The following is a 25,686-nucleotide window of genomic DNA, read 5'->3' as shown; positions in this document are numbered from 1 at the left end:
AAACGCCATCAAAGAAATTCTTTGGTGGCCTTTCTTTAATCAATTAGAAAAGCAGCTTAGAATAAAAGATTATTAATTTTTGCAATATTGCTAAGAATCAATTTTCGGAAATTTCGCTATAAGCGTTAAAAACATGAAAGAAAGGTGTTTTTGCAGATGGAAAAGAAAATTACAGTACTTCCCGGTGATGGCATAGGTCCAGAAGTGGTGGCAGCTGCAATAAGAGTATTAAAAGTTGTTGCAAAAAAATACAACCATGATTTTCAACTAGCATATGCTGCAATCGGTGGGGCGGCTATCGATCAGTTCCAAGATCCCCTGCCAGAAGAAACTATCGAAACGTGCAAACAAAGTGACGCTATTCTGTTAGGGGCTGTTGGAGGACCGAAATGGGATAATAATCCGGCAGAATTGCGCCCGGAAAAAGGCTTGCTTCGAATTCGTAAAGTGTTTGACTTATATGCAAACCTGCGTCCGGTAAAAGCATTCCCGAGTTTGCTTGATGCTTCTCCATTGAAACGCGAAGTAGCTGAAAATGTTGATTTGATGATTGTTCGGGAGTTAACGGGCGGTATTTATTTCGGGGAGAAAAAACGTTCCGAAACCGAAGCAAGTGATTTGAATATCTATAATCGCGAAGAAATTGAGAGAATCGTAGACAATGCTTTTGAGCTTGCACGAGTTCGCAGAGGACGACTTTGCTCAGTTGATAAAGCAAATGTTCTTGAAACTTCCCGTTTATGGCGACAAATCGTTGAAGAGAAAAAAGAACACTATTCAGATGTAACGGTCGAACATAATTTAGTAGACTCTGTTGCGATGAAATTAATTACAAATCCTGGCCATTATGATGTAGTGGTAACAGATAACATGTTTGGTGATATTTTGAGCGATGAAGCATCGGTAATTACGGGCTCATTGGGTGTACTGCCTTCCGCTTCCATTCGCAGCGATAGTTTTGGTCTTTACGAGCCGGTTCATGGTTCTGCTCCGGAAATCGCCGGCCAACAGATCGCAAATCCGGCAGCAACAATTCTTTCTGTTGCAATGATGCTTCATTATTCATTTGGTTTGCAAGAAGAAGCAGCTGAAATTGAACGTGCAGTAAATGCCGTATTCGAAGATGGCCATTATACTGCAGACTTAGTGAAAGATGGCGGCATCGCACTTTCAACAGATGAATGGACAGACAAAGTAATTGCTGAAATTGATACAAATTTCGTTGCAGATAGTATTATGGAATCTTATATTTAAGGATTGGTGAAGATAATGGCTAAAAATATAATCGAAAAAATTTGGGATTCGCATGTGGTATACGAAGAAACAGGAAAACCAGATTTGCTTTACATTGATCTTCATTTAATACATGAAGTTACATCTCCTCAAGCATTTGAAGGATTACGCTTGGCTGGACGTAAAGTACGACGACCGGACTTGTGCTTTGCGACGATGGACCATAACGTACCAACTAAAAATCTGCCAACCATCAATGATCCAATTGCGAAAAAGCAAATTATGACTCTAGCCGAAAATGCAAAAGAGTTTGGTATACAGCTTGCCGATATCGGTCATCCTGATCAAGGAATTGTCCATGTTATTGGACCGGAGCTTGGTTTGACACAACCAGGAAAAACGATTGTTTGCGGCGACTCGCATACGTCCACACATGGAGCATTTGGCGCTCTGGCTTTTGGTATTGGTACTTCCGAGGTTGAGCATGTACTTTCCACTCAAACACTTTGGCAAACAAAGCCGCCTACAATGGAAATTCGCGTAAACGGCAAGTTGGGTGTCGGGGTTTCCGCTAAAGACATCATTTTGGCAATCATTGCAAAATGGGGAATTGGCATAGGTACAGGCCATATTGTCGAGTATACGGGTGAGGCGATTCGTAACCTTTCTATGGAAGAACGTATGACTATTTGTAATATGTCCATCGAAGCTGGTGCAAAAGCCGGTCTAATTTCACCGGACCAAACGACGGTTGAATTCTTGCGTGGACGCCGTTTTGCACCTAGCGAAGGAAACTTCGAACAAGCTGCACAATATTGGCTAAGTCTTGCTTCGGATGCGGATTGCTCATATGACGTAGTATTGGAAATTGATGCTGATGAAATCGAGCCAATCGTTACATGGGGTACAAACCCATCCATGGGTACAGGGGTTTCCAAAACAGTTCCGACTTCAAACGACTATGAATCGGAATCCGATAAAGCTGCTCTTCAAAAAGCGCTTGCCTATATGGGATTGGAAGAAGGCCAGCCGATTTCGTCCATTGATATTCAACATGTCTTCATTGGTTCTTGTACGAACTCGCGTCTATCAGACTTGCGTACAGCTGCCAGTATTGTAAAAGGAAAAACAATAGCACCAGGTGTGAAAGGAATTGTTGTACCTGGTTCTTGGTCAACGAAAAAAGCAGCAGAAGAAGAAGGCTTGGATCAAATCTTCCTGGATGCTGGTTTTGAATGGCGTGAATCTGGATGTTCTGCATGTTTAGGTATGAACGAAGATATTATTCCTTCTGGTGAGCGTTGTGCTTCTACATCAAACCGCAATTTTGAAGGCCGTCAAGGTGCCGGGGCGCGTACACACTTAGTTAGTCCGGCAATGGCAGCAGCTGCTGCTATTGAAGGTCACTTTGTTGACGTACGCAAATATGTAACGCAAGAAGTATAAGTGCTAAGGAGTGAATAAAATGGAACCAATTAATATTGTAAATAGTGTCATTACACCATTGGATCGAAAAAATGTCGATACAGACCAAATTATATCCAAAGAGTTTTTAAAACGCATAGAACGTACGGGCTTTGGTCGTTTCCTTTTTTATCATTGGCGTTTTGACGAACAGGGAAATGAGAACCCTGATTTCGTTTTAAATAAACCGGAATATAAAGGCTCCCAAATTTTGGTTGCACAAGATAACTTCGGCTGCGGTTCATCCCGTGAACATGCGCCTTGGGCAATTCTGGATTATGGATTCCGCGTGGTCATTGCTCCAAGTTTTGCGGATATTTTCCATAATAACTGCTTTAAAAACGGCATTTTACCGATTAAATTAACAGAAGCAGAGTGCGATGAAATTTTGGCGAAAGGCTTGCAAGGTCCATATGACGTGGAAGTGAATTTGGAAGCTCAAACTGTAACAGGAACAGACGGAAAAGTATATAGCTTTAACATTGATCCATATTACAAGCAAATGCTTCTAAACGGGTGGGATGAGATTTCACTCACTTTCCAATATGAAGACCAGATCAATGCTTTCGAAGAAAAACGTATTGTATTTAAATAAGATGGAGTCGATTCATTCTTTTAACAGAGTGAATCGACTTTTTTTATTTAGGCTGTTTTCGCAAACTTTGTTGCTTTTTAAGTAAGGAATAAATGTGGTGATATAATATATTTACAAAAGGAATTAAATATTAAAGAAATTATGCGATAGGAGGTGAACCATTTATGAATAATAAGATTTTAAACTTCGTTGTTCTTGCTCTTATAATATCAGCGATGGTGATTAATAACTTAGAAGGAATCCATACCTTCAAAACGATATTTAATAGTGTTGCTATGGTTGTTTTAATCTTCATTAGTTGTGAGCGTCTATATAGATATATGAAGCGAAACAAAAAAGCAGTTTAACAGGTGGGAAGCATGCGCTATCTTTTTTATTGCTTACGAAACACCCCTTAAGTTATTGCTTTATTATCATCTCTTCATTTCCAATTGAGCGCTATTGGGCAAAGATTTTTGTTTATTTTGAGGATAAATGGCCCTAATGAATGAAGAAGGCAGTAAAATCAACGTGATTACAATTAGCAAAATGCTGCAAATAAGCAATACTATTTGGGCAGCTACCAAATCATAAAGCAGGCCAAAAAACAATGAACCAATGGGCATGAACCCCATTGCCATCATTTCAATAAGCCCCAAAATGCGTCCTCGGTAACTTTCCTCCACATCTTTTTGCAGCATTACCCCAATTGGCGTATTCGTGAAAACGGATAAACTGCCGAATAAAAACATTACCACAGAGTAATAGAGAAAAATGAATAAGCTTGAAAACTTGAAGAATAAAGGGAGTGACATCCCACTGACTAATATCGACAATCCCAAAATGGCTCGTTTGGAGAAGAGGAGGGGGAATTGAATCGTCGATATTACAGCTAAATAGATGGAACTAAACAGCATGCCGATCGCTCCCGCTGCCTCAATAAAACCGATAGATGTATACTCTATCTTCAACCGTTCCACAAAAATATAGTTCGTTCCCACAGTAACAGCTGAAAAAAAGAAATTTAACCATAACACGACGAGCAATAATCGAGATAGGGCAGGTTTGGATCGTATATAATCCATGCCTTTTTGTAAGCTTTGAATCATTGACTCTACCTTTATCGAATTAATCGTTTTGCTGGAATACAAATCAAAATCCATGGAAGCATCCAATAAAAATGCAATCCCATATAAGACGACATTAATCAAAATGAACGATTCCATCGATACAAATCCGAATAACATTCCGCCTATAACCGGTCCCCCAATACCGGAAAGGGATATTGATAATTGATTGAAAGACATGGCACGTTGAATTCTTTCTTGATCGACCAAGTTTGCTATAGAAGCAGAAAAAGCAAGGGTTGAAAAAGTACTGCCGATTGTATAGAAAAACGTTGTTGCATAAATGGCTCCAATCGATAGCGCAGAGGAAAAACTAATTAGCAGTAATCCGGTAATCGAAAAGATGGAAATGCCTTGCCCAATAAGCACAATTTTCTTTTTTGGCAAACGATCCGATACAATTCCGGCAATTGGTGAAAAGATCATTCGTGGAACAATCGAAAAAATCAAGTTTGCCGCAAAACTTAATGCTGAGCCGGTAATTGATAAAATATACATACTCATCCCAAATGCGTAGACATTTGCTCCCAAGGAAGAAATCATCTTGCTAAATAAAAAGGTGTACAAATGGTAAGTTGCCCTCTTTCGCTTAAATTCCTCAGTCATATTGATGCCTCCCACCTAAAAGTTTAATAGTATTAAACACATATTATTCCATATATTGGTAAAGTGCAAGATTAAAGTTTAATATAATTAAACAAAATTTAAAAATTAAGGGAGATATGGAAAGTAGTAAGTTTAATAGAATTAAAAACGTGTTCGACTGTTCAGATAATTGTTACAATATGGAGAGAGGTGATTGCATGAATTCACTTGGTGAAAGAATCAAGCAATTTCGAAAGCGAAAAAAGATGACTTTGGCTGAAGTTGCGGGAGACCGACTAACAAAAGGGATGCTAAGCTTGATTGAAAATGGCAAAGCGCAGCCGTCAATGGAGAGCTTGCGGTATATTGCCGAAAGGGTAGGAGTGGACGTTAGTGATCTTCTTGATGATGGAGATATTGAAGAACTTCGGACTCTCTTGATGGAAATCGAAGAACAATATAAGTCGATTTTTCATCCTTATGAGCCAAAAGCGAAAGCAAAGTTAGTGCGAATGCGCGAAAAGATTTTAAGGAAAAAAGAGGAGCTTCAAGGGAAAAAATACGAAGAAATTCGATTGCTCGACTATTTTACAAGAATTGATGCAATCTTGAATGGCGAGCAGGAAGAGTTAACCATGTTTGATGTGATTGGTTTTTACGAAAAAATCCATGCATATAGCCGAATGATTGATTGTTATGCATTTTTGAGCGGGTTGGCCTATACCCGAAATGACTATAAAATTGCTTTGCAGTTCATGCAGGATGCCGAACAAAAAATACAGCCATATCGGCACCTTATCGACTTTATGGCTATGCTGGATTTGCATTATTTATTAACGGTTCTTTACACAGCAGTTGACGATCCTGTTAACACGCAAAAGCATCTGGAGTTGGCACTGGAAATTGCCCATAAACATAAAATTTATTATCGGATGGATGATTTTTATCGCTTTACGCTCATTCAGGCAATTGGGCAAGGTGATAAAGAAAAAAGCAGCTACTATTTAATGAAATTAACCCAGCACGCAGACTTCACGGAGGATAAAATGGCGATCAGCACGCTTGCTTTTGCCAATGCGCATTTTGCCAATATAATTGAAAAAGATTACAAAAAAGTACCTGGCTTTAGTAAATATTTAATTCTCGATGGGTTGGCAGAAGAAGAGGTGATTGATTTCGCACTTTTATTCCATATGGAAGAAGCATATGCTTACTGGGCGTTGGATGAATTCAAAAAATCCCTTGAGATTAGCGAATCATTCACGATTCCTCCTTATGTCCATCATCCATTGGATTTATCGATCATGTATAGAAGCTTTGCTGTTCGCGCCTTATGTTTCTATGAAACTGGTAATCGGGATGCTGCGAAAAGCGAGATTTTATTCGCTTACCATGGGGTAACGGAGTTTCCAAATTCCATTTATAAAAAATTTGTTCAAGAAGCTTATGAAAAAATTCAATATGGAAAAAGGGTTAAGTAGGAATTGTTGCACCCACTTAACCCTTTCTATTATTTCACTGAACCACTGACGAATTGTGTGTCTTTGTAATACATATTTTTCACCAAAACATTTGGTCCCAGACATTTTACTGCCGGGCAGTGGCAATTCAGCGATTTAGCCAGGTCCGTGTCCATCCATTTATCGAAAACATCAGGAAGTGAATCCGTTTGGATATTCCCAAGGGCAGGTGTGTCGCCAAAATCCGTTACAATGACATCCCCATTGAAAATATTCACGTTCAGTCTTGAGCGGCCATCCGGATCGCTGCGCATTGTGACATTTTTGGCCTCGCGCAATCGTTTTAGCAACGCGCGGTCGTCCTCATTGATACTGCAAGGATAGAAGGGAAGTGTACCAAACAGCATCCATGTATTTTCATCGCGGATATCCAGCAAATGATTGATCGCATCCCGTGTTTCTTCCAAAGTCAGGGAAGTAAGGCTTGAAGCGAAATCGGATGGGTACATAGGATGCACCTCGTGTCGCGCGCATTTCATTTCGTGAACAATTTGATGATGAATGTGTTCGATATAAGGAATGGTTTTTTTATTCAGCATCGTCTCAGCCGAAACCATCACTCCTTGCTCTGCAAGCATGCGGGAGTTTTCAATCATTCGGTCAAAAAGGGCGGCACGCTGGTCAAAAGTGGGTTTTCTTTCCATCATGGCAAAACCAGTTTCAACAAATTCCTCTACTGTTCCCCAGTTGTGCGATATGTGGAGAACATCCAGGTAAGGTGCGATTTCCAAATATCTTTCGCCATCCAGGGTAAGATTTGAGTTCATTTGCGTACGGATGCCACGTTCGTGTGCGTATTGCAAGATGGGCTTTACATAATTGGCAACCGATTTTTTGCTTAACATCGGCTCGCCGCCCGTAATGCTCAATGTTCTTAAGGTTGGAATTTCATCCAGTCGTTTTAGAATCAACTCTAACGGAAGCGCTGCTGGATCTTTCGTTTGCAACGTGTAGCCAACAGCACAGTGTGCACAGCGCATATTGCATAAAACAGTGGTTGTAAATTCAATATTGGAAAGTGTTAACTTCCCATATTGTTCTATATCCAAATAAGCTTCCCAAGGATCGAAATTGGGGGTCATCTTTTCTAAAGTTTTCATAGTCTTCGATATCTTCCTTTCCAAAGGAATATTCTCTCATAATATTCTCGATTCGAAAACTATTTTGTTCATTTTAGAAGGATAACCAAAATAATGTAGCGTTTTAGCTTATCTAGTTGTCCAGCTGCGAACCCCAGCCCCTCGATTGTTTCGACTCCTCCGCACAAGGATGTGCAAGTGCCGATATGCAACACGATGTTGCGTTTTTGTCGGCCAACAATTGTCGGGGCTGAACGGATGTTCTCCGCATTTCTAAGTATCCAGCTGCTTTATATAACTGTGGTTTTCACTGTAATATACGTCGCCGTAACTGTTTTCGATGACGGTTCTTCGTATTTCAATGTTGGAAAAATTGACAGCCTGCACATTAAAGCGTGATTTATTGTTGCGAATGATACTGTCCGTGATAAAAACTGCCGATTGATTTTGTGCGAAAATGTCCGTAAGGGCCCCGTCCATCATTTGGACGCCTGTTAGTTCGATGGTCGACTCAAAATCAATCCAGACTTGATGGTGGGCATGTTTTGATATAAAACAATCCGTGGCAAACACTTCACTATGATTTTGTATAAATAAAGCGTGCCGTTTGCCGTCAAATAATTCGCTGTTCTTCAGAATCACCGAACTATCATTAACGACTAATTGGGACAGCTCATGGCCGAAAATTTGACTATCTTCTAAAAAGAGACTTGAATTTCTAAGTACTTTGACTCCATATGATTTGCCGTTGTAAATTTGGCAATGTTCGAATCGTGCATTTGATAAATCGCAAATTTCTATTTGCACATTTAAACTATCGTAAAATTGGCAATCAACCGCGGTTAATTCACACTCATTGACAATAAATAAACTTTTTCCGTTGAACAGTTTGCTCTGAACAATCGCTACTTCTACATTGGATTTGCAGGCGATATGAGGCATTTCATTCGTGGAAAATAGACATTGGTCCACTTCTACTTTTGACTGGGACATCGCCAATATCCCATTGCCGATATTTTCGGATACTGTTGAATGGAAGATAGATAATTCTGATTTGAACAATGTAATGGCAGAATTTGCGTTATGGGTAATATCGCTTTCAACTATGGAACAATTGCTCTGATCTTCAATGCAGATTCCAACATGATAGCCTTCCTTGATCGAACATCTTTTAATAGAAAGAATCGATTTATTGGATAGAGAGATTTGTGATGAGCGATTTCCTCGAATATGTGTTTCCGTTAAATTCAAAATCGAACCATCACCAATTTGCAGCCCGAAATTTTCGCCATCATAAATGCGGCAATGCTCAATATTCATCTTGGAATGTTTGGACACGACAATGTTGGTCTTTTTATGTTGGCCGATTTCACAGTGGAAAAGCTGGATTTCCGCATTTTGGGTAATGGAAATCCCGGCGTCTTTTCCTTGCCAAATCGAGCAGTTCCTTGCAGTCAATATCCCTCTTTGCACACAAAGCTGAGTTTGGTTGTTATGCTGCAATACAGTGGATTGCAAGGAAGCATCTCCTTCGTGGTAGACATGAATCCCCATTCCATCCCCATATTCAATCACACTTTCATGATCAATAAAACGAGAATCTTCTACAACGATTTGTGCACTTGTATGGTGGTACATATGAAGGTTGCGCGTTTGGACAAATGATCCATTTTTGATGCAAAGAGCGTGCTTTGCATGGGAAAATTCGCTTTTTTCAATGCAAACCTGCGAAGATTCAACCAAAATCTGTACTTTCCCATTGTGCTCAAAGGTGCAATTTTCAAAAATGGCCTTGCTATTATTGATAATGGAAACGGCCATTTCCTTTGCTTGTTCAAACCGGCAACTATAGGCGTTCATTTTTCCGTTATCCACCGTTACGTGAACATCATTTTTCCCCCCAATGAAGAAACAGTTCTGCAAAACCACTTCTCCTTCGATATACATCTGGGCGGTAGGGGAGATTGTCAAGTTTTGAAAGGTTACGGACACGTTTTTAGGTACAATAATTAATCCTTCCAACCTGGTTTCTTCATATATATCTCCGGCGAGCACCATGTTTTTATCGAAATGAATCGATTCCTTATAATTTTTCGCTTTTAATTGAATTAAGTTTCCGGCTTTGGAAAATTGAATGGCTTTTTGAATCGTGTTCTTCTTTGAGAAAAACTTTGCAAACAGTCGAACTACAGCCATTAAGCGGCCACCTCCATCTAAACAATCACTATTCCTATTGTCAGTAAAAAATTCAAATCTTAATCGTATTCTTACAAATCTTTCTAAAAGCAAAGGCAGAACCCTTTTAGTTATTCAGGGGCAATTTGCTTTTTTGCTAAAACCAAGCGAGAAGTTTACAATGAATCTACCAAAGCTTATGCCAATTGAAGGGGGATTTATTTTTTGAAAGCTGTATTTTTGGAACTGCTAAATAAAAATGACAAAGAACGTCAAATCTATTTGAAGGATCATGGCCAGGGATTAATCGATCTCATGCTTAGGGAAATCGGCAATCCGGATGAAGAACTGCGGGATAAACTAAATTACCGGTTATTTATCGAACTATTATCGGGTCAATTATTCACCAATGAACAAATGGCTCATGTAGCAAATACATTAAAAGGCGAAAATTATCTTTATCATGAAATTGGAGACAGGGATAATGACCATGTTTTTACAAGGTCTTTTTCAGCCCTTTGGCTAAGCAATTTGCTGAATGCCGATCGCCAATTGCGTTTTTTATCACGGGAACAAGCAATAGAATTGCTGGAACAAAGTGTTTCCTATTTAATGAAAGAAAAGGATATTCGCGGATTTGTGGGTGGTGAAAAAGGCTGGTCGCATGCAATTGCCCACGGTGCGGATCTATCAGCCAGCATTGTTGCACATCCTTCCTTTGAAAGCCGGTTTGCACCGATTCTTTTACAGGGAATCAAGGAATCTTTTTGGAAAGGTTCCGTCTATGTAGATGACGAGGAGGAACGGCTTGTTGCAATCATCGAAAGCTTATTATCAAAGGATTTTCCGGAAGAAATATTGATCGAATGGATTGAGCAAGTGTTTGATAAATTACAATTCTATTTGATGGAAGTCGGCTATACACGCGACTATTTTACCGCAAGAACAAATACGCTCCATTTTATGAAAACCTTATACTTTACATTGAAATTTTCTAGAAAATCTCCGGAATTACAAGCGATTGTCTCATTGTTCATTGCAAAATGGATGAAACAATAGAGTAAGAGGGGGAAGAGAATGAAACAACGATTTTTGCGTATATTTTTAATTGCTGCATTGATGGTTGCAATTGGTTTTGGCTATTATTTCTGCTTGGCTGCATTTGGCGGGGATGGCAAAAAAACACCAGAAGAGGCTTTGCCGACCGATGCAAAGTATGAATGGATTGAAGGACCCAAGAGCGAAAAAGAACAAAGATATTTCTTCTTATCGAATGGCAATTATTTTGGAACGGGAAGTGTCACAAAGAATTTGAAAGGATGGACATCCGGGAAAGGGGCTTATTCGCCGCTGCCCGATCCACTTGAAGACGATAAAATCACCAGTGCCTATTCGGATGGCGAAATATTATTTGGGCTGATTAAGCCGAACGGGGGAGTATCCGTAACGGTCAATAGCGAAAAGGCTGAACTGCTACCTTTATCGAGTTTATCTGAAGAACAAATTGCAAACTATCAAGTTGAGAACTATGAAATCTGGTATATAGATTTATCGAAACTGAAGGATGCAGAACTTTATATTATAAAAGTATTGGATAAAAACAATTCTTCCTTGAGTGAGTTATCTATTTAAAAAAGCGGGTAGACAAGTAGAAGAAACTTATCAAAATGTTCCATGTCCACTCTTATTTGGCAACTGTTATAAACATAGTAAATTGCTAGGTCATAAAAATAACTTATCACAAAAGATAATATTAATGTAATTTACTTATGTATAAATATCAGATAAGATAATATATGGAGAAAAGCTTTGTAAGCCTTTCAATTCTTAACTAGGGGGAGTACACAAATGGCAAGCAACTTACACAACAGCCGCTCTTCTTTTGAAGTAAACGGTAAAACGTATAATTTTTACCGCTTAGCTGCAATTGAAGAAGCAGGCGTAGCAAACGTATCACGCCTACCATACTCAATTAAAGTATTACTAGAATCTGTATTGCGTCAATATGATAACTATGTAATTAAAGAAGAGCATGTAAACAATCTAGCTAAATTTGGTGCGGGTGCTAATCCGGAAGGTGAAGTACCATTCAAACCATCACGCGTAGTATTACAAGACTTCACTGGGGTTCCGGTAGTAGTTGACTTAGCAGCTTTACGTTCAGCTATGAAAGAGCTAGGCGGAGATCCAAATAAAATCAACCCTGAGATTCCGGTTGACCTAGTAATTGACCACTCAGTACAAGTTGACAAATACGGTAATGCTTCTGCATTGCAAGCTAACATGGACCTTGAGTTCGAACGCAACGCAGAACGTTACAACTTCTTAAAATGGGCTCAAACTGCATACGATAACTTCCGTGCGGTTCCTCCAGCAACTGGTATCGTACACCAAGTTAACTTGGAGTATTTAGCACCAGTTGTTCACGTGAAAGAAAATGAAGACGGCACATTTGAAACATTCCCTGATTCAGTAGTTGGTACTGACTCTCATACAACAATGATCAACGGGATCGGCGTTCTAGGATGGGGTGTTGGTGGTATTGAAGCAGAAGCAGGTATGTTAGGTCAAGCTTCATACTTCACAATTCCAGAAGTAATCGGCGTTAAATTAACTGGCGAACTTCCAAATGGCGCTACTGCAACTGACTTGGCTTTAAAAGTAACACAAGTATTGCGTCAACGCGGCGTAGTTGGTAAATTCGTAGAGTTCTTCGGCCCAGGCGTATCCAAGCTGCCATTGGCTGACCGCGCTACAATTTCAAACATGGCTCCTGAATATGGTGCTACTTGCGGATACTTCGCAATTGATGAAGAATCATTAAACTACATGCGTTTAACTGGCCGTGATGAAGAGCATATTGCGGTTGTAGAAGCTTACTTAAAAGCGAACAACCTATTCTTTGATCCAACATTAGAGCCGGTTTATACTGACGTATTGGAAATTAAATTAGAAGAAATCGAACCAAACCTTTCTGGTCCAAAACGTCCACAAGACTTGATTCCACTTTCAGAAATGAAAGCGCGCTACCATGAAGCAGTTACTGCTCCTATGGGCGTACAAGGTTTCGGTTTAACAGAAGATGAATTTGCAAAAACATCTACAATCAAATTTGCAGATGGCGATGTAGAAATGCCTACAGGTGCGGTTGCAATCGCTGCAATTACTTCTTGTACAAATACATCCAACCCATACGTTCTTTTAGCTGCTGGTCTAGTTGCTAAAAAAGCGGTTGAAAAAGGAATCCAACCACCAAAATGGGTAAAAACATCTTTGGCACCAGGTTCAAAAGTAGTAACTGGCTACCTTGAAGATTCTGGCTTGCAAAGCTACTTGGATCAAATCGGATTCAATACAGTAGGTTATGGTTGTACAACATGTATCGGTAACTCCGGTCCATTGCTTCCAGAAATCGAAGAAGCGATCAAAGATAAAGATTTATTCGTAACTTCTGTACTTTCCGGTAACCGTAACTTCGAAGGCCGTGTACACCCACTTGTAAAAGCAAACTACTTGGCATCACCGCCACTTGTTGTGGCTTATGCATTGGCTGGTACAGTTGATATCGACCTTCAAAGAGATGCAATCGGTACAGACAAAGATGGCAACAATGTATTCTTTGCTGACGTTTGGCCAACAACAGAAGAAGTAAATGAAGTATTGAATAAAGTAGTTACTCGTGAATTATTCCAAAAAGAATATGCAACAGTATTTACTTCAAACGAAAAATGGAATGAAATTGAAACATCAACGGATTCTTTATATACATTCGATGAAAATTCAACTTACATCCAAAACCCACCATTCTTTACTGGTCTTTCTAAAGAGCCGCAACCAATCCAAGGTCTTTCTGGATTGCGCGTAATCGCTAAATTTGGCGACTCTATTACAACTGACCACATTTCACCAGCAGGTGCAATCGGCAAAGATACACCAGCAGGTAAATATTTGCAAGAAAATGGTGTAGCGATTCGTGACTTCAACTCTTACGGTTCTCGCCGTGGTAACCATGAAGTGATGATGCGCGGAACATTTGCGAACATCCGTATCCGCAACCAAGTTGCTCCTGGTACAGAGGGTGGCTTCACAACTTACTGGCCAACAGGCGAAGTAGAGTACATTTACGATGCAGCGATGAAATACCAAGAACAAGGTACTGGATTAGTAGTTTTAGCAGGTAACGACTATGGTATGGGTTCTTCCCGTGACTGGGCTGCTAAAGGTACATTCTTATTGGGCATCAAAACAGTAATCGCACAAAGCTATGAGCGTATCCACCGTTCAAACCTTGTGATGATGGGTGTATTGCCACTTCAATTCATGCCAGGTGAAAGCGCAGATTCTTTAGGCTTGACTGGTAGAGAAGAAATCTCTGTTAACCTTACAGATGATGTAAAACCACGTGATATTTTAACAGTAACTGCTAAAGCGGAAGATGGAACAGTAAAAGAATTTAAAGCTCTTGCTCGTTTCGACTCTGAAGTAGATGTAGACTACTACCGTAACGGTGGTATCCTGCAAATGGTTCTTCGCTCGAAAGCAGCTGAATAATTTGCACAAAGAGGCTGGCCCAAAACTCATGTTTTTGGGTCGGCCTTTACTTTTTTGTTCATTCAGGAGAGGGTATGACGCTGTATCTTGCTTTTAAAAAAGGCATTAAATAGGTTTTTAAAGAATGGTAATCTAACAATAAATTTACATGCCCTTAATAGATTTTTACAATGCTATAGATTAATATAATGTTGTATTAAAAATATTAATAATTCGATTGTCGGAGGTTTTATCCTAATGAAATTATCCAAGAACGGCAAAATCTTTTTAGCCACAGCTACTACTACTGCACTGGCATCATCCGTATTGATTGTTACCCCAATGCAAACTGAAGCAGCAGCCTCATTTTCTGATGTTTCTTCATCACATCCATACTCAGAACATATTATTAAACTAGCAGATTTAGGAATAATTAAAGGTTTTCCGGATGGTACATACAAACCTGAAGCCGGCGTAACACGTGGACAGGTTGCAATTATGCTTGCCAATATCCTGAAATTGGATACAAAAAACGTTCAAGATCCAGGGTTTAAAGATGTACCTAAAGCAAAGGACTCTTTCGGTGCGATTGCCGCATTAAAAGAAGCAAATATCATTAAGGGTTATTCTGACCATACTTTTAAACCAAATGAAAAAATTTCGCGTGAGCATTTCGCTCTAATGCTTTCTTCCGCTTTAAATCTTCAGCCGAAAAATGATGAAGCATTGCCATTTAAAGACGTAGCAAAGTATGCTAACGAAATAAAAGCACTTTACGATTATGGGATTACTACAGGTACGACGGCCAGCTCCTTTTCTCCTGCAAAATTCGTGACAAGAGGACAAGCGGCAACGTTTTTGGCGCGTGCTTTAGAACTCCCAAATGATTCCGATGGTGCTTTCAACTTAACAATCATGCATTCGAATGATACGCATGGTCAAATTGAAATGGCTCCAAAGCGTGCAACAGCGGTGAAGGAAGTCCGTGCAGAAAATCCAGATGCTTTGTTATTAGACGCTGGAGACGCTAACACGGGTACTTTATACTACAATGAATTTAAAGGGCAAGCAGATGTGGCTTTCATGAACTACATGCAATATGATGCCATGACATTCGGCAACCATGAGTTTGATGGCGGTTCTTCGCCAGAAGGGCACAAAGCTCTAGTTGATTTTATAAAAGCTGCCAAATTCCCATTCGTATCAGCAAACGTTGATTTTTCTGGGGACAAACAGTTTACAGGTTTATTCAGCGATTTAATCTCAAGCGAACCAGAGAACGGTAAAATTTATAATGGAATCGTGAAAGAAGTAAATGGCGAAAAAGTGGGGATTTTCGGGTTAACGACAGCAGAAACGGCTGATCTCTCTTCTCCGGGCAGCATTGAATTTGAAAATTATATTGAAGAAGCAGAAAAAGCGGTAAAAGCGTTTGAAGGTATGGGTGTCGACAAAATTATCGCACTTACCCACATTGGATTTGACGATAACCCTGCAGTGGATAATGATATCCTTTTGGCTCAAAATGTGGAAGGCATTGACGTAATCGTTGGTGGACATTCCCACACAAGACTAAAGGAACCCTATGTAATAGACAAAAATGCGCAAGGACAAGCCAAAGAGACAACATTAATTGTCCAAGCAGCGAATGCCAGCAGTCATCTAGGAACATTGGATGTAGCGTTTGACGAAAAAGGCGTGATTGTGAGCCACCAAGGCGAATTGCTGGAATTAGGAAAATATACCGATGACCAACAAGCGCTTCAACTGTTGGCTCCTTATAAAGAGCAGGTTGAGAAATTAGGAAATACCCAAATCAATGCAAGCACAACGGCTGCTTTAGTGAACCCGCGTATTTCAGACGAAGGGAATACGGAACAATTGAGCGTTCGCAAAAACGAGACGGCTTTAGGTAACTTGATTACTGACGGTATGGTTACAAAAGCTCAGGATTACACAGACAAGAAGGTAATCATGGCTGTTCAAAACGGTGGGGGAATTCGCGCGGCAATAGATGAAGGACCAATCACTGTTTCGGAAGTCATTACTGTACTGCCTTTTGCCAATACACTGGCATTGATGGATCTGACTGGTGCCGAATTGAAAGAAGCATTTGAAATCAGTGTTGGCACTTATCCGAAAGAAAACGGTGGATTTTTGCATGTTTCCAAAGGAATAAAAGTCAAATTTGACTCTTCCAAACCTGCCGGAGAACGCATCGTAAGCATTACTTATACAAATGACCAAGGAGAAGCTGTTGAAATCGATGACCAAGCTACTTATACAATCGCTACAAATGCGTTCACTGCCAAAGGCGGAGATGGCTATGATGTCTTTGCGAAAGTATATGAAGAAGGCCGCGTTACGGATTTAGGCTTATCGGATTGGGAAAACTTTAAAGAACATTTAGAATCCATCAAAACGATTAAGCCAACAATTGAAGGTCGCATCGTTGACGTAGCTAAATAATGATTTCTTTTAGGCTGAATTCACCTTAAGCGGTAGATTCAGCCTATTTTTTATGAAAAGCAATAAATCAAGCAAATTTCGCCTCTATATGATAGGATTTACATAGTTTAGAAGTTTTTATTGAAATTATTACATACAGTTAATAAAATAGATATATAAGATTAACATGATCGGGAGGGTATATGGATAATAGATACAGTATATTGGCGAAGTTTCAAGATGGCCATTATTTCTACTTGAACTTTAATAATCCAAAAATCTTAGATTGCCTAGAGCAAGTTCCTCCTCCACATGGATTATTAGCCCTAGCAAAATGGCCTATTTACAAGCACGCTGAAATTGAATTTTTTATGGAGTTAATCAACGGCAATATTAAATACTATCATATAAAAGATCGTCATACTAAAGTAAAGAAGACCATCAATGTCAGTCACTGATAAAGAAAAGAAGAGGTTGCCCAGATTTTTGTTCTGGACAACCTCTTTTAGATTGGGAATTTTACCATTCTATATTCGCAATGATTCCTTCATCATCATGCAGGTCTAGGACAATTCTTGCCGACAGGGAATCTCGATTTAATTGTTCATCGAGATATAGTCGGATTGCCGTGATGAAATTTACCGTATTATAGAAGTCCATTTGACCATTTACATAGGCTTCTGCGGTAAATCCGCCCAAATCATCATACATTAATTCCACTTCAACGTCGGAAGGTTGAACATGCTTGAATTTAGCATGAAAATAGCAAAGGGCGTTCACGATCTCTTGTTCAGATAAAGTCATCGTTTCCAATTGTCTGTTACCTCTTTGTTTTTATTGCGTTTGATCATTTGATAAATTTTCATGCAGATAAACACGATGAAAATAATTGCCGCTGCGTTGATCGCAAAGCCTAAAATGTTCCCGAGTAATCCCATGTCGGCGAATAGACTGCCGAATAATAAACCAGCCAGTCCGCCTATGAATAACCCTCTCATTAGCCCGCCGCTAAAGAAACCGCCTTTGTTCGGGTTTGTCGTTGCAGATTTATTGTTATTGTTTGTTGTAGATTTGTTTACAGTTGAATTTGTTCCATTATCATTTTTTTGGATGTTGTTGTTTGTTGTGCCTGGGTTGTTGTTATAGCTCTTTTTGCCAGACTTATACCGTTTTGCTTCGGCAGTTTCAGCATCATCCATGAAAGGAATAATTGTACCGACACTCGAGAACGCTAAAGTGAAGGCAAGAAAAATAGCAGAAAGTTTTTTCATTAAACTTTATCCTCCATCCTAATTAATCACAAGTTTATTGTGTGATTTTTATCTTTTATAATTATAGCAAAATATGATACGAGAAAAAAATATTTGCTCTTAATTTGGGAAAAGAATAAATAAATATACGATGAAAATCTTTCTTATATGCATAGTTATTAGAAACTCTTCCATTTCCATATCCGACAAAGTATGATAAAAAGGGGAAAACCTCTTTTATGAGAGTAATTGAAAGGATGAAGTTAAATTGCAGGATCAACGTTTTAAGGTTGCCAACCGGGAAGCATTGATTGGGGTTGGACTCGTCATTATTAATTTTGCGATCTGGTTTGGATTTGCTTATGGCTTAGGTTCCGGCGATCCATCAGAATATAATTATATCCTGGGATTTCCTGAATGGTTCTTTTATAGCTGTATCGCTGGAACTGTTTTTATGATCTTCTTGATATGGATCACGATTAAAGTGTTCTTTAAAGAAGTCTCTTTTGAAGAACAGGAGGAGGAACAATGATTCATTGGCAAGTAATTATCCCTCTTTTCCTGTTTTTAATCATTATTTTCGCGATCGGCTTTTGGGCAAATAAACAAGTTCGAACGTCAAATTCTTTTTTGCAGGAATACTTTTTGGGCGGACGCGAAATGGGCGGTTTCTTGCTGGCCATGACCATGATGGCTACATACGGAAGTGCCTCCAGTTTTATCGGCGGGCCCGGGGTTTCTTACAATCTTGGACTGGGCTGGGTTTTGCTTGCTATGGCTCAGCTGCCGGCAGGATATTTTGTACTGATGGTATTAGGAAAGAAATTCGCGATTATCTCCCGACGCTACGAAGCGATTACGTTAATTGATTTTTTAAAAAAGCGATATAACAGCAATGCTATTATTGTACTTTCTGCTATCAGCATTATTGTATTTCTTTTTGCTTCCATGACGGCTCAATGGGTTGGCGGTGCGCGATTGATCGAATCGCTGACGGGAATGAATTATACAACTTCCTTGTTGATATTTGCTGTTACCGTGTTAGTATACGTAATCATCGGAGGATTCCGTGCAGTGGCATTAACGGATGCGCTGCAAGGTTCCATCATGATCATCGGTACAGTCATTTTGCTTATCGGTACAATCATAGCAGGCGGGGGAATTGATCAAATAATGGCCTCGCTTTATAATGACAATCCCCAAATGTTGTCACCGTTTGGTTCAGATGGATCATTAACACCGTTATATGTTTCGTCATTCTGGATTTTAATTGGATTAGGGGTCATTGGATTGCCTCAAATTGCGGTGCGAGCGATGAGCTATAAAGATTCAAAGAGTTTACATAAGGCCATTATTATTGGGACAATCGGTATTGGAACGATAATGTTTGGAATGCATTTAATCGGCGTCTTGGCACGTCCAGTTATTCCGGGCATTGAAGTAGCGGACACCGTAATGCCCACTTTGACTTTAAAAGTACTGCCGCCAATTCTTGCAGGGGTTGTTCTTGCAGCTCCAATGGCAGCCATCATGTCCACTGTGAATGCCTTGTTAATGATGGTTAGTTCGACGGTTGTAAAAGATATTTATCTTAATTTCATCAATCCGGACGCATCCGACAAACAGATTAAGAATCGGAGCTTTTTGGTGACAACGGTTATTGGACTAGCTGTCATCATCTTCGCCTTAAAACCGCCGGAATTTTTGATTTGGTTAAATCTCTTTGCATTTGGTGGGTTGGAGTCGGCCTTTTTATGGTCTGTTGTGTTTGGTTTGTATTGGAAAAAAGCAAACAAATATGGCGCTATTTCTTCCATGATTGTAGGGCTGGCTTTATATATAGCGATTGATCGCCTCTCTCCGCATATTTTTGGCATGCATACAGTAACCATTCCTATATTTGCGTCATTGATTATCTTCGTGATTGTGAGTTTGGCAACACAGAGGGTAGGGGGAATGACGAATCAATAGATATGTTCGGGGATTTGATATAATGAAAAGCTTTTGTAGAAACAAAGCGGATAATGAAAAGGGGGTCATTTCAGCATGACAACCAATGGACCATCACAATATAACGGCATGATTTTATTGACGGGGTATTTGCAGCGTTTATTTGTTGCCGAAACCATTTACAGAAAAATCGGTGAAACCCATGATGAAGCACGGTATGAAAGAGTTAAATCGCTTTTGGATGAAGCATATGCCATTTTGCCGGCTTTTGAGGAAACGAAAAATTTGACAAAGGCACAAATAAATCAGCTGCAATTAATTGCCCAACAAACAGAAGAATTCATGAAATCATATTTTAAAGAATTGCCATACACTTTTAAACAAAAACTTGCCATTGTGGGATCTTCTTTGTATGCTGAGCAACATGTCAACGCGGGCATTATCCGGTTGGGAAAACTATTCAATGTGGAAGTAAATAAAGATTTCCATCAACGCATCAAGTTTTATGAGCAACGAACAAAAATGATTGATTATCTGGTGGCTACACTTCAGCAAAACGAGGAACCCGAAGAACAATTTACAAAGCCGATTGACCCTTGGTTTAACGATGTGATGAAAAACAAAGAGTTTCTCTTGGACGACTTTAAACAAGTTGCGAAATTATTGGAATTCAACTAAACGAAAAGCTGATTGGTATTTTCATCTACCAATCAGCTTTTTTATTTTCTTATTTAACTCGAGCACGCTTTAGCTTTCTTTATAGAAAACTTTTTCGATATTATATTTAGCTTTCAGAGTATTGATTGCATATGTTTCGTAAATTTCGCGTTCCATAGCATCTTCCACTTCATACACTTCAATTTTGTAGATTTCATCACGATGGTTTTTCATTGGCGACACATTATCCTCAAAGTGTTTTTTGATGCGCTGGCGGATTTTGCGTGCTTTTCCGACGAACAGCACTTCATTTGCTTTATTATAGAAAAGGAAAAAGCCGCCTTTTTCACGTGTGATTTTATGAAAATCAATAAATCCATGAAATGGCGTAATGGGCACTTCGCCTTCTTTTAATTCTTGTTTGCGCTGATAAATCACGACATCAGGTTTCGGTAATTCAATTTTAATCAAAACAGTTCACGTCCTTTGTATATTAGAAATTTATACTACCATAATTGCCAACAAAATGCTATTGAGGAAATAGAGCAGTTTAGCTTCCTTCTTTATTATCGACAAAAAATTAAAGCGTTATTTATGTCATTGTTTAAATCTGTTGTATACTTATTAAAGAGGTGAATGTAGATGTTTGTCAGTGAAAAACAGATTGAAATACGCTATGCAGAAACAGACCAAATGGGTGTCGTGTATCATGCGAACTATGTTATTTGGATGGAAATTGGCCGTACACAATTGATTAAGGATATTGGATTCAACTATGCCGGTCTGGAAGAAGTAGGCTATTTATCTCCAGTTTTGGATATCTCCATACAATATAAAAAAGCCATGCGCTATGGCCAGGTTGCTACTATCCGCACTTGGGTAGAATCCCACACAAAATTGAAAACCACATATGGCTACGAGATTTTGCACGAAGACGGTTCGGTTGCAGCCACGGGCACTTCACTACATACGTTGGTAAAAAAAGATAGTTTCCGTCCTTATCCATTAAGCAAGGTTGACCCTGAGTGGGATGCAAAATACCACGAAATTGCACATTCAGGAAAATAAAACATTCCATTACTATAGATAAGAGCGTAAATATATAAATCGGCATAAGAAAAGACAAACGACTCGGCCATTTTTGGTCGAGTTGTGTTTTTCTAAATTTTACCCCACATTCGAACTTTCAAACTATTTTGGTCAAGCTACCACGAAGTAAGGAATCTTGATATAATGACCTTTATGAGAAAAAATTGAAACCCGTAGGAAGGAGTGTTTGCATGGTGCAAAAAATGGAAACAATCGAGACGTTGAAATGTTTTATTGTCTTAACCAATACAGCTCGTGAAGCCATTAAACAACACTTTCAAGATGAACATTCCTTCTTTAAATTGCAAAACGCCTTTGATGTAACCATTGAAAAGCAGTCGATTGAACAAACTTCGCTTTCATTAACCGTTTTTTTTGACAACAAACGCAATGCGCAGCTCGCAAAGAAATTTGGGGAACGCGTGGTAATCATGGATTGCGCTTTTGATATAAAAAACGGTTTAATCGCAAAAAGTTTTCGTACAAGAGGGAAAAGTACCCCGATTGAAACGAACCGACGCCGAAGAATGCGCATTCGTTTTGTTCCTTCCCGCATCAACGGACATACATATCCAGACAACTTTATTTCCGCATTGGCTGAATTGCCTGTAGCACAGGAGCGATTCGATTATGTCAATAAAAGAATTTCCAGTTGGGAAGGTTATTTAAAGGTTTTATATAAAAATGCATCAATTGATGACATTGATGCGACTTTTAGTTCCATTGACTATAGCGCGGACTTTTCCAAAGTTACGCTTCGCTTAAATGGCATCAACGACAAAGAATGGAAGCAAATAAAAGGGTTAAGTGCCTATGTGAAAGGCTACCCAAGGGAAATTGGGGAAGTTGTTAAGGTAAATCGCCAAGACAGAAGCATCGACATCGAATTAAATGCGAGAGTTTCAAAGCTTGCCCGTTCTAATGATTTTGACTTTACATCCGAATATATTACATTTAGCAACGCTTCTACAAAGTCTCAATTGAATCGTTTGTTAAAAGGGTTTGATCGATTAAAAGAAGGGCTAGCAGCAAACCCGAATCTTGAAAATATCTTATTTGAAGATCACCCGAAAATTGCCGAGCGAAAAAACGAGGCCAATCTCGAATTTCATAATAATTTAAATGAATACCAACGAGCGGCAGTGACTGGTGCCATTTCTGCGGAAGATTTGTATGTCATTCAAGGCCCTCCAGGAACCGGGAAAACAACCGTCATCTCTGAGATTTGCTACCAAAATGCAAAGGCTGGCTTGAAAACATTAATTGCTTCCCAATCGAACTTGGCTGTTGATAATGCGCTGGGCCGCCTATTATCCAATAAGGATATTCGCATTCTTCGTTATGGACGGACGGAAAGTATTGAAGAAGAAGGCAAAAAGTTTATCGAAGAAAATGTTTCAGAGTATTGGAAGAAACAAACCTATGATGCGATTTTAAAAGAAATTGATGAACATGATGAGAAGGAACAGCTTCTAAAAAAAGATATCGAAAACGGTAAGAATGAAATAGAAGAATTACAGCACAAAGAACACATGTTGCTGGAGCAGATTGAACTGAAAAAAGCTGCCCAGGAGCAACTAATCGAAATACAAAAAGAAATCTATCAGCTAAAGAAGAAGATTATCCCATTAAAAAAAGAACGGGAAAAAATAGAGCAAGGGATTGAAAAGCTTGCCTCCTCTTATGAAAAAATAACAGCCCGCATGAAAGAGCTTGAGGGCATTCTTGCAGATCTTGGTTCAATTGAAGAAATAGATCAAGCGATTCGTAAAGCGAGGGAAAATAGTGCAAAAAGCCAGAGAATGCTTGAATATAAAAGCGTTCAAAAAGAATTGCATCGAATCAGCGCCCAACTTGAAGAAGCTCGCCAACAAAGCCGCAAATATGAAGAACAGACAAGCGGGATGGATTCAACCATACAACAAATTGAATCTTTTAAAAAAATATATGAAATTGAGTCTTTTATAGAAGAAAAAAATATTCGCAGGGGCTATGTGCTCAGTCAGCTTTTTGCGGATATGGAAAAGATTCATGAACAACTAAAAGACCTGAAATTTTTAAATGAACTTTCAAGTCGTCTGGACAAAGCCATAGACTATTGTAATGGGACGATTGGAATTCAGGTTAAAGTCGAACAACTGCCAGCTAATCATTCCTACTCATTGCAGGAAATCAATGAATTTTTAACGAAACTTAGCACAGCTTTTGCCAAAAAAATCATCACGAAAGAAAACGGCGTCCGCTCTGTTCAAGGGTTATACATGAGAAAGCTGTATCTTCAGCAGGTATCCCAACGCTTCCGATTGCTTATTGATGAATCCAAGCTTGTTTTCAAGAAAATTAAAGAAGAAGTCATCGATCAATCGCTGCAACAAACGGGCGTGGATGAGTCTTCGCTACAATCGGCAAAGTTAAAAGAAGAGCAGCTGCTCAGCTTGCAAGATCAAATGGAAACCAAGCTAAACTCCATTTCTCTAGATCCTATGGAAAAAGAGTTGATTCCTTCAGAAGATGAACTTCAAACTGTTCTTCATACTTTGCAATCAGACATTGAACAATACGAGCAAAACCGAATAAAACACGGTGAATTTCAGGAGAAGCTGGAGAAAAAGCAGCAAGAAGCAGAGCGTGTAAAAGAAGAACTCCGTCATGGGGAAGCATTGTTGAATGATGCAATTGCTCAATTAAAAGAAATGAACGCTGAAGGCATCAAATTGGAAAAAGAAAGTGAAAGATTGGTGCAACTAACAAAGCAAAACCCAGAACTTGCGCTGGAAAAAACAAAAGAAAGCATAACAAATCTACAGCAGGAGATTGAGAAAACCCGCAAAAAAATTGAAATGCTGCCCATTGCTAAAAATATGCAGCTTCAATGGAAGGAATTGCTGGAACAAGCGACAGAGCACGACTTGGATGAAATTCGTAAGCTTTATGTTAAACACGCAAATGTTATTGGAACAACTTGTGTGGCCTCGGCGAATAAAGAGTTTATGGATCATTATCCGATTTTTGATGTTGTGATCATTGACGAAGTGTCAAAAGCGACCCCGCCGGAACTTTTATTGCCGATGCTAAAAGGAAAAAAAGTAATCCTGGTTGGCGATCATCACCAGCTGCCGCCGTTAATCGGTGATGATACGTTTGAAGAAACCTTGGAAACTGTGCTGAAAGAAAGCGATACGTTCGAAGAAAAACGGGAGCTTGAAAAACTCTTGGAAGAATCGTTATTTGAACGGTTATATAAAAATTTGCCATCCTCCAACAAGAAAATGCTGGCGATTCAATATCGAATGCATGAAAAAATTATGCAAACCATTGCGCCATTTTATCAAAACGGCAATGAATCGCTGCAATGTGGCTTGCCGGATTCCGATAGGCTGCGCGATCATAAACTCGACACTGCTTTCTTCCATCGCGACCAGCATTTATTATGGATCGATATACAGAATCAACCTCAATTCTTTGAACAGCGCATGAAAGAAGGAGCAAGTTTATTTAATGAAGCAGAATTGAACGTAGTGCGCAAAATGCTGCTCGATTTAAATGAAGCGACCGCTAAAGCGAAGGAACAAGGGCTTATGGAGGAAAACGAGCTTAAATCGGTTGGCGTCATCAGTTTCTATGCAGAACAAGTAAAACGGATTAACCGCCTGATTGAACAGGAGCTGGATGTACCGCACTTGCACATTCGTACAGGTTCCGTCGATAAATTCCAAGGGATGGAAATGGATGTGATTTTGGTGAGCATGGTGCGGAATAATAACAACAAGCATGGGGATATTGGGTTTGCCAAAGATTATCGCCGCCTCAATGTCGCATTGTCTCGTGCGCGGGAATTGCTGGTCTTGATCGGCAGTACAGAAATGTTTACGCAGCGCCCGAAAAAAGAGGAAACCAAAAAAATGTATCAACACTTGCTGTCAACTGTAAAGGCGCAAAACGGCTATCGAAATGAGAGTGAAAGCTTGATTTCTTAACCTGATAAAAGCTTTTTACATCTTGCAT

Annotated in this window: 21 protein-coding genes; 15 read left to right on the top strand and 6 right to left on the bottom strand. The window is 39.4% G+C overall.

Translation table 11 applies throughout. The features are described from left to right. Positions 1–156 precede the first annotated feature (156 nt). The 4 genes from leuB (at position 157) to D1B33_RS05005 (ending at position 3,639) form a co-directional block, all read left to right on the top strand. Positions 157–1,254, top strand: a complete 1,098-nt coding sequence (gene leuB, locus D1B33_RS05020; protein ID WP_118875285.1) for a 3-isopropylmalate dehydrogenase — start codon at positions 157–159, stop codon at positions 1,252–1,254. A 15-nt stretch (positions 1,255–1,269) separates the two neighbouring features. Next, positions 1,270–2,679, top strand: coding sequence for a 3-isopropylmalate dehydratase large subunit (leuC, locus tag D1B33_RS05015; RefSeq protein WP_118875284.1), 1,410 nt, complete (start codon positions 1,270–1,272; stop codon positions 2,677–2,679). Positions 2,680–2,698: 19 nt separating this feature from the next. After that, complete coding sequence (gene leuD, locus D1B33_RS05010) at positions 2,699–3,292, top strand: 3-isopropylmalate dehydratase small subunit (protein ID WP_118875283.1); 594 nt, start codon at positions 2,699–2,701, stop codon at positions 3,290–3,292. Positions 3,293–3,456: 164 nt separating this feature from the next. After that, entirely contained in the window at positions 3,457–3,639 is a 183-nt protein-coding gene (locus D1B33_RS05005; protein ID WP_118875282.1) for a hypothetical protein, read from the top strand. A 66-nt stretch (positions 3,640–3,705) separates the two neighbouring features. Here the strand turns inward: D1B33_RS05005 and D1B33_RS05000 are convergent, their stop codons facing one another. Next, complete coding sequence (locus D1B33_RS05000) at positions 3,706–5,004, bottom strand: MFS transporter (RefSeq protein WP_118875281.1); 1,299 nt, start codon at positions 5,002–5,004, stop codon at positions 3,706–3,708. A gap of 197 nt (positions 5,005–5,201) precedes the next feature. Between D1B33_RS05000 and D1B33_RS04995 the strand changes: the two genes are divergently transcribed. Further along, positions 5,202–6,464, top strand: coding sequence for a helix-turn-helix domain-containing protein (locus D1B33_RS04995; RefSeq protein ID WP_158582917.1), 1,263 nt, complete (start codon positions 5,202–5,204; stop codon positions 6,462–6,464). A gap of 29 nt (positions 6,465–6,493) precedes the next feature. Here the strand turns inward: D1B33_RS04995 and yfkAB are convergent, their stop codons facing one another. Then, on the bottom strand, positions 6,494–7,603 hold the full coding sequence (gene yfkAB, locus D1B33_RS04990; RefSeq protein ID WP_118875279.1) for a radical SAM/CxCxxxxC motif protein YfkAB: 1,110 nt from the start codon (positions 7,601–7,603) through the stop codon (positions 6,494–6,496). A 252-nt stretch (positions 7,604–7,855) separates the two neighbouring features. Continuing rightward, complete coding sequence (locus tag D1B33_RS04985) at positions 7,856–9,778, bottom strand: right-handed parallel beta-helix repeat-containing protein (protein ID WP_118875278.1); 1,923 nt, start codon at positions 9,776–9,778, stop codon at positions 7,856–7,858. A 204-nt stretch (positions 9,779–9,982) separates the two neighbouring features. On the opposite strand from D1B33_RS04985, the gene D1B33_RS04980 reads away from it, so the two are divergent. From D1B33_RS04980 to D1B33_RS04960, 5 genes are all read left to right on the top strand, one after another. Beyond that, positions 9,983–10,816, top strand: a complete 834-nt coding sequence (locus D1B33_RS04980) for a DUF2785 domain-containing protein (RefSeq protein ID WP_118875277.1) — start codon at positions 9,983–9,985, stop codon at positions 10,814–10,816. A gap of 18 nt (positions 10,817–10,834) precedes the next feature. Continuing rightward, positions 10,835–11,389, top strand: coding sequence for a hypothetical protein (locus D1B33_RS04975; protein WP_118875276.1), 555 nt, complete (start codon positions 10,835–10,837; stop codon positions 11,387–11,389). Positions 11,390–11,605: 216 nt separating this feature from the next. After that, a complete protein-coding gene (acnA, locus tag D1B33_RS04970) occupies positions 11,606–14,308 on the top strand; it encodes an aconitate hydratase AcnA (protein WP_118875275.1) in 2,703 nt (900 codons plus the stop codon). A gap of 237 nt (positions 14,309–14,545) precedes the next feature. After that, positions 14,546–16,756 carry a 5'-nucleotidase C-terminal domain-containing protein gene (locus D1B33_RS04965; protein ID WP_233549393.1) on the top strand — a complete coding sequence of 737 codons (2,211 nt, stop codon included), beginning with the start codon at positions 14,546–14,548 and terminating at the stop codon, positions 16,754–16,756. 182 nt (positions 16,757–16,938) lie between these two features. After that, a complete protein-coding gene (locus D1B33_RS04960; protein WP_118875274.1) occupies positions 16,939–17,193 on the top strand; it encodes a hypothetical protein in 255 nt (84 codons plus the stop codon). A 61-nt stretch (positions 17,194–17,254) separates the two neighbouring features. On the opposite strand, the gene D1B33_RS04955 is transcribed toward D1B33_RS04960, so the two are convergent. Together D1B33_RS04955 and D1B33_RS04950 are read right to left on the bottom strand one after the other, a co-directional pair. Beyond that, on the bottom strand, positions 17,255–17,539 hold the full coding sequence (locus D1B33_RS04955) for a DUF2653 family protein (RefSeq protein ID WP_407656715.1): 285 nt from the start codon (positions 17,537–17,539) through the stop codon (positions 17,255–17,257). Beyond that, on the bottom strand, positions 17,536–18,006 hold the full coding sequence (locus D1B33_RS04950) for a hypothetical protein (protein WP_118875272.1): 471 nt from the start codon (positions 18,004–18,006) through the stop codon (positions 17,536–17,538). The genes D1B33_RS04955 and D1B33_RS04950 overlap by 4 nt, the downstream gene beginning before the upstream one ends. A gap of 247 nt (positions 18,007–18,253) precedes the next feature. Between D1B33_RS04950 and D1B33_RS04945 the strand changes: the two genes are divergently transcribed. The 3 genes from D1B33_RS04945 (at position 18,254) to D1B33_RS04935 (ending at position 20,613) form a co-directional block, all read left to right on the top strand. After that, the gene (locus D1B33_RS04945; RefSeq protein WP_118875271.1) at positions 18,254–18,517 is read left to right on the top strand and encodes a YhdT family protein; all 264 of its coding nucleotides are present in this window, start codon (positions 18,254–18,256) and stop codon (positions 18,515–18,517) included. Then, positions 18,517–19,956 carry a sodium/pantothenate symporter gene (panF, locus tag D1B33_RS04940; protein ID WP_199677376.1) on the top strand — a complete coding sequence of 480 codons (1,440 nt, stop codon included), beginning with the start codon at positions 18,517–18,519 and terminating at the stop codon, positions 19,954–19,956. The genes D1B33_RS04945 and panF overlap by 1 nt, the downstream gene beginning before the upstream one ends. A 75-nt stretch (positions 19,957–20,031) precedes the next feature. After that, positions 20,032–20,613 (top strand): hypothetical protein, encoded by a 582-nt coding sequence (locus tag D1B33_RS04935; protein ID WP_118875269.1) that lies wholly within the window; start codon positions 20,032–20,034, stop codon positions 20,611–20,613. A 69-nt stretch (positions 20,614–20,682) separates the two neighbouring features. Here D1B33_RS04935 and D1B33_RS04930 read toward each other — a convergent pair whose 3' ends face one another. Then, positions 20,683–21,063, bottom strand: coding sequence for a nucleotide excision repair endonuclease (locus tag D1B33_RS04930; RefSeq protein WP_118875268.1), 381 nt, complete (start codon positions 21,061–21,063; stop codon positions 20,683–20,685). Positions 21,064–21,234: 171 nt separating this feature from the next. Between D1B33_RS04930 and D1B33_RS04925 the strand changes: the two genes are divergently transcribed. Beyond that, positions 21,235–21,660, top strand: a complete 426-nt coding sequence (locus D1B33_RS04925; protein WP_118875267.1) for an acyl-CoA thioesterase — start codon at positions 21,235–21,237, stop codon at positions 21,658–21,660. Positions 21,661–21,872: 212 nt separating this feature from the next. Further along, complete coding sequence (locus tag D1B33_RS04920; protein WP_118875266.1) at positions 21,873–25,658, top strand: DEAD/DEAH box helicase; 3,786 nt, start codon at positions 21,873–21,875, stop codon at positions 25,656–25,658. The last annotated feature ends 28 nt before the right edge of the window (positions 25,659–25,686 follow it).

The sequence above is a fragment of the Ureibacillus yapensis genome (assembly GCF_003515775.1).
GTDB classification, from domain to species: Bacteria; Bacillota; Bacilli; order Bacillales_A; family Planococcaceae; genus Ureibacillus; species Ureibacillus yapensis.
Note: the sequence above shows the minus strand (reverse complement) of the source record. Positions and strands in the feature narration are given on the sequence as shown.

Bases quoted from the DNA above. Each gene is read 5' to 3' on its own strand.
- D1B33_RS05005 (WP_118875282.1), top strand. From the start codon at position 3,457: ATGAATAATAAGATTTTAAACTTCGTTGTTCTTGCTCTTATAATATCA.
- D1B33_RS04920 (WP_118875266.1), top strand. From the start codon at position 21,873: ATGGTGCAAAAAATGGAAACAATCGAGACGTTGAAATGTTTTATTGTC.
- acnA (WP_118875275.1), top strand. From the start codon at position 11,606: ATGGCAAGCAACTTACACAACAGCCGCTCTTCTTTTGAAGTAAACGGT.
- D1B33_RS04960 (WP_118875274.1), top strand. From the start codon at position 16,939: ATGGATAATAGATACAGTATATTGGCGAAGTTTCAAGATGGCCATTAT.
- D1B33_RS04965 (WP_233549393.1), top strand. From the start codon at position 14,546: ATGAAATTATCCAAGAACGGCAAAATCTTTTTAGCCACAGCTACTACT.
- D1B33_RS04925 (WP_118875267.1), top strand. From the start codon at position 21,235: ATGTTTGTCAGTGAAAAACAGATTGAAATACGCTATGCAGAAACAGAC.
- D1B33_RS05000 (WP_118875281.1), bottom strand. From the start codon at position 5,004: ATGACTGAGGAATTTAAGCGAAAGAGGGCAACTTACCATTTGTACACC.
- D1B33_RS04955 (WP_407656715.1), bottom strand. From the start codon at position 17,539: ATGACTTTATCTGAACAAGAGATCGTGAACGCCCTTTGCTATTTTCAT.
- D1B33_RS04975 (WP_118875276.1), top strand. From the start codon at position 10,835: ATGAAACAACGATTTTTGCGTATATTTTTAATTGCTGCATTGATGGTT.
- leuB (WP_118875285.1), top strand. From the start codon at position 157: ATGGAAAAGAAAATTACAGTACTTCCCGGTGATGGCATAGGTCCAGAA.
- D1B33_RS04935 (WP_118875269.1), top strand. From the start codon at position 20,032: ATGACAACCAATGGACCATCACAATATAACGGCATGATTTTATTGACG.
- leuC (WP_118875284.1), top strand. From the start codon at position 1,270: ATGGCTAAAAATATAATCGAAAAAATTTGGGATTCGCATGTGGTATAC.
- D1B33_RS04950 (WP_118875272.1), bottom strand. From the start codon at position 18,006: ATGAAAAAACTTTCTGCTATTTTTCTTGCCTTCACTTTAGCGTTCTCG.
- leuD (WP_118875283.1), top strand. From the start codon at position 2,699: ATGGAACCAATTAATATTGTAAATAGTGTCATTACACCATTGGATCGA.
- D1B33_RS04985 (WP_118875278.1), bottom strand. From the start codon at position 9,778: ATGGCTGTAGTTCGACTGTTTGCAAAGTTTTTCTCAAAGAAGAACACG.
- D1B33_RS04995 (WP_158582917.1), top strand. From the start codon at position 5,202: ATGAATTCACTTGGTGAAAGAATCAAGCAATTTCGAAAGCGAAAAAAG.
- yfkAB (WP_118875279.1), bottom strand. From the start codon at position 7,603: ATGAAAACTTTAGAAAAGATGACCCCCAATTTCGATCCTTGGGAAGCT.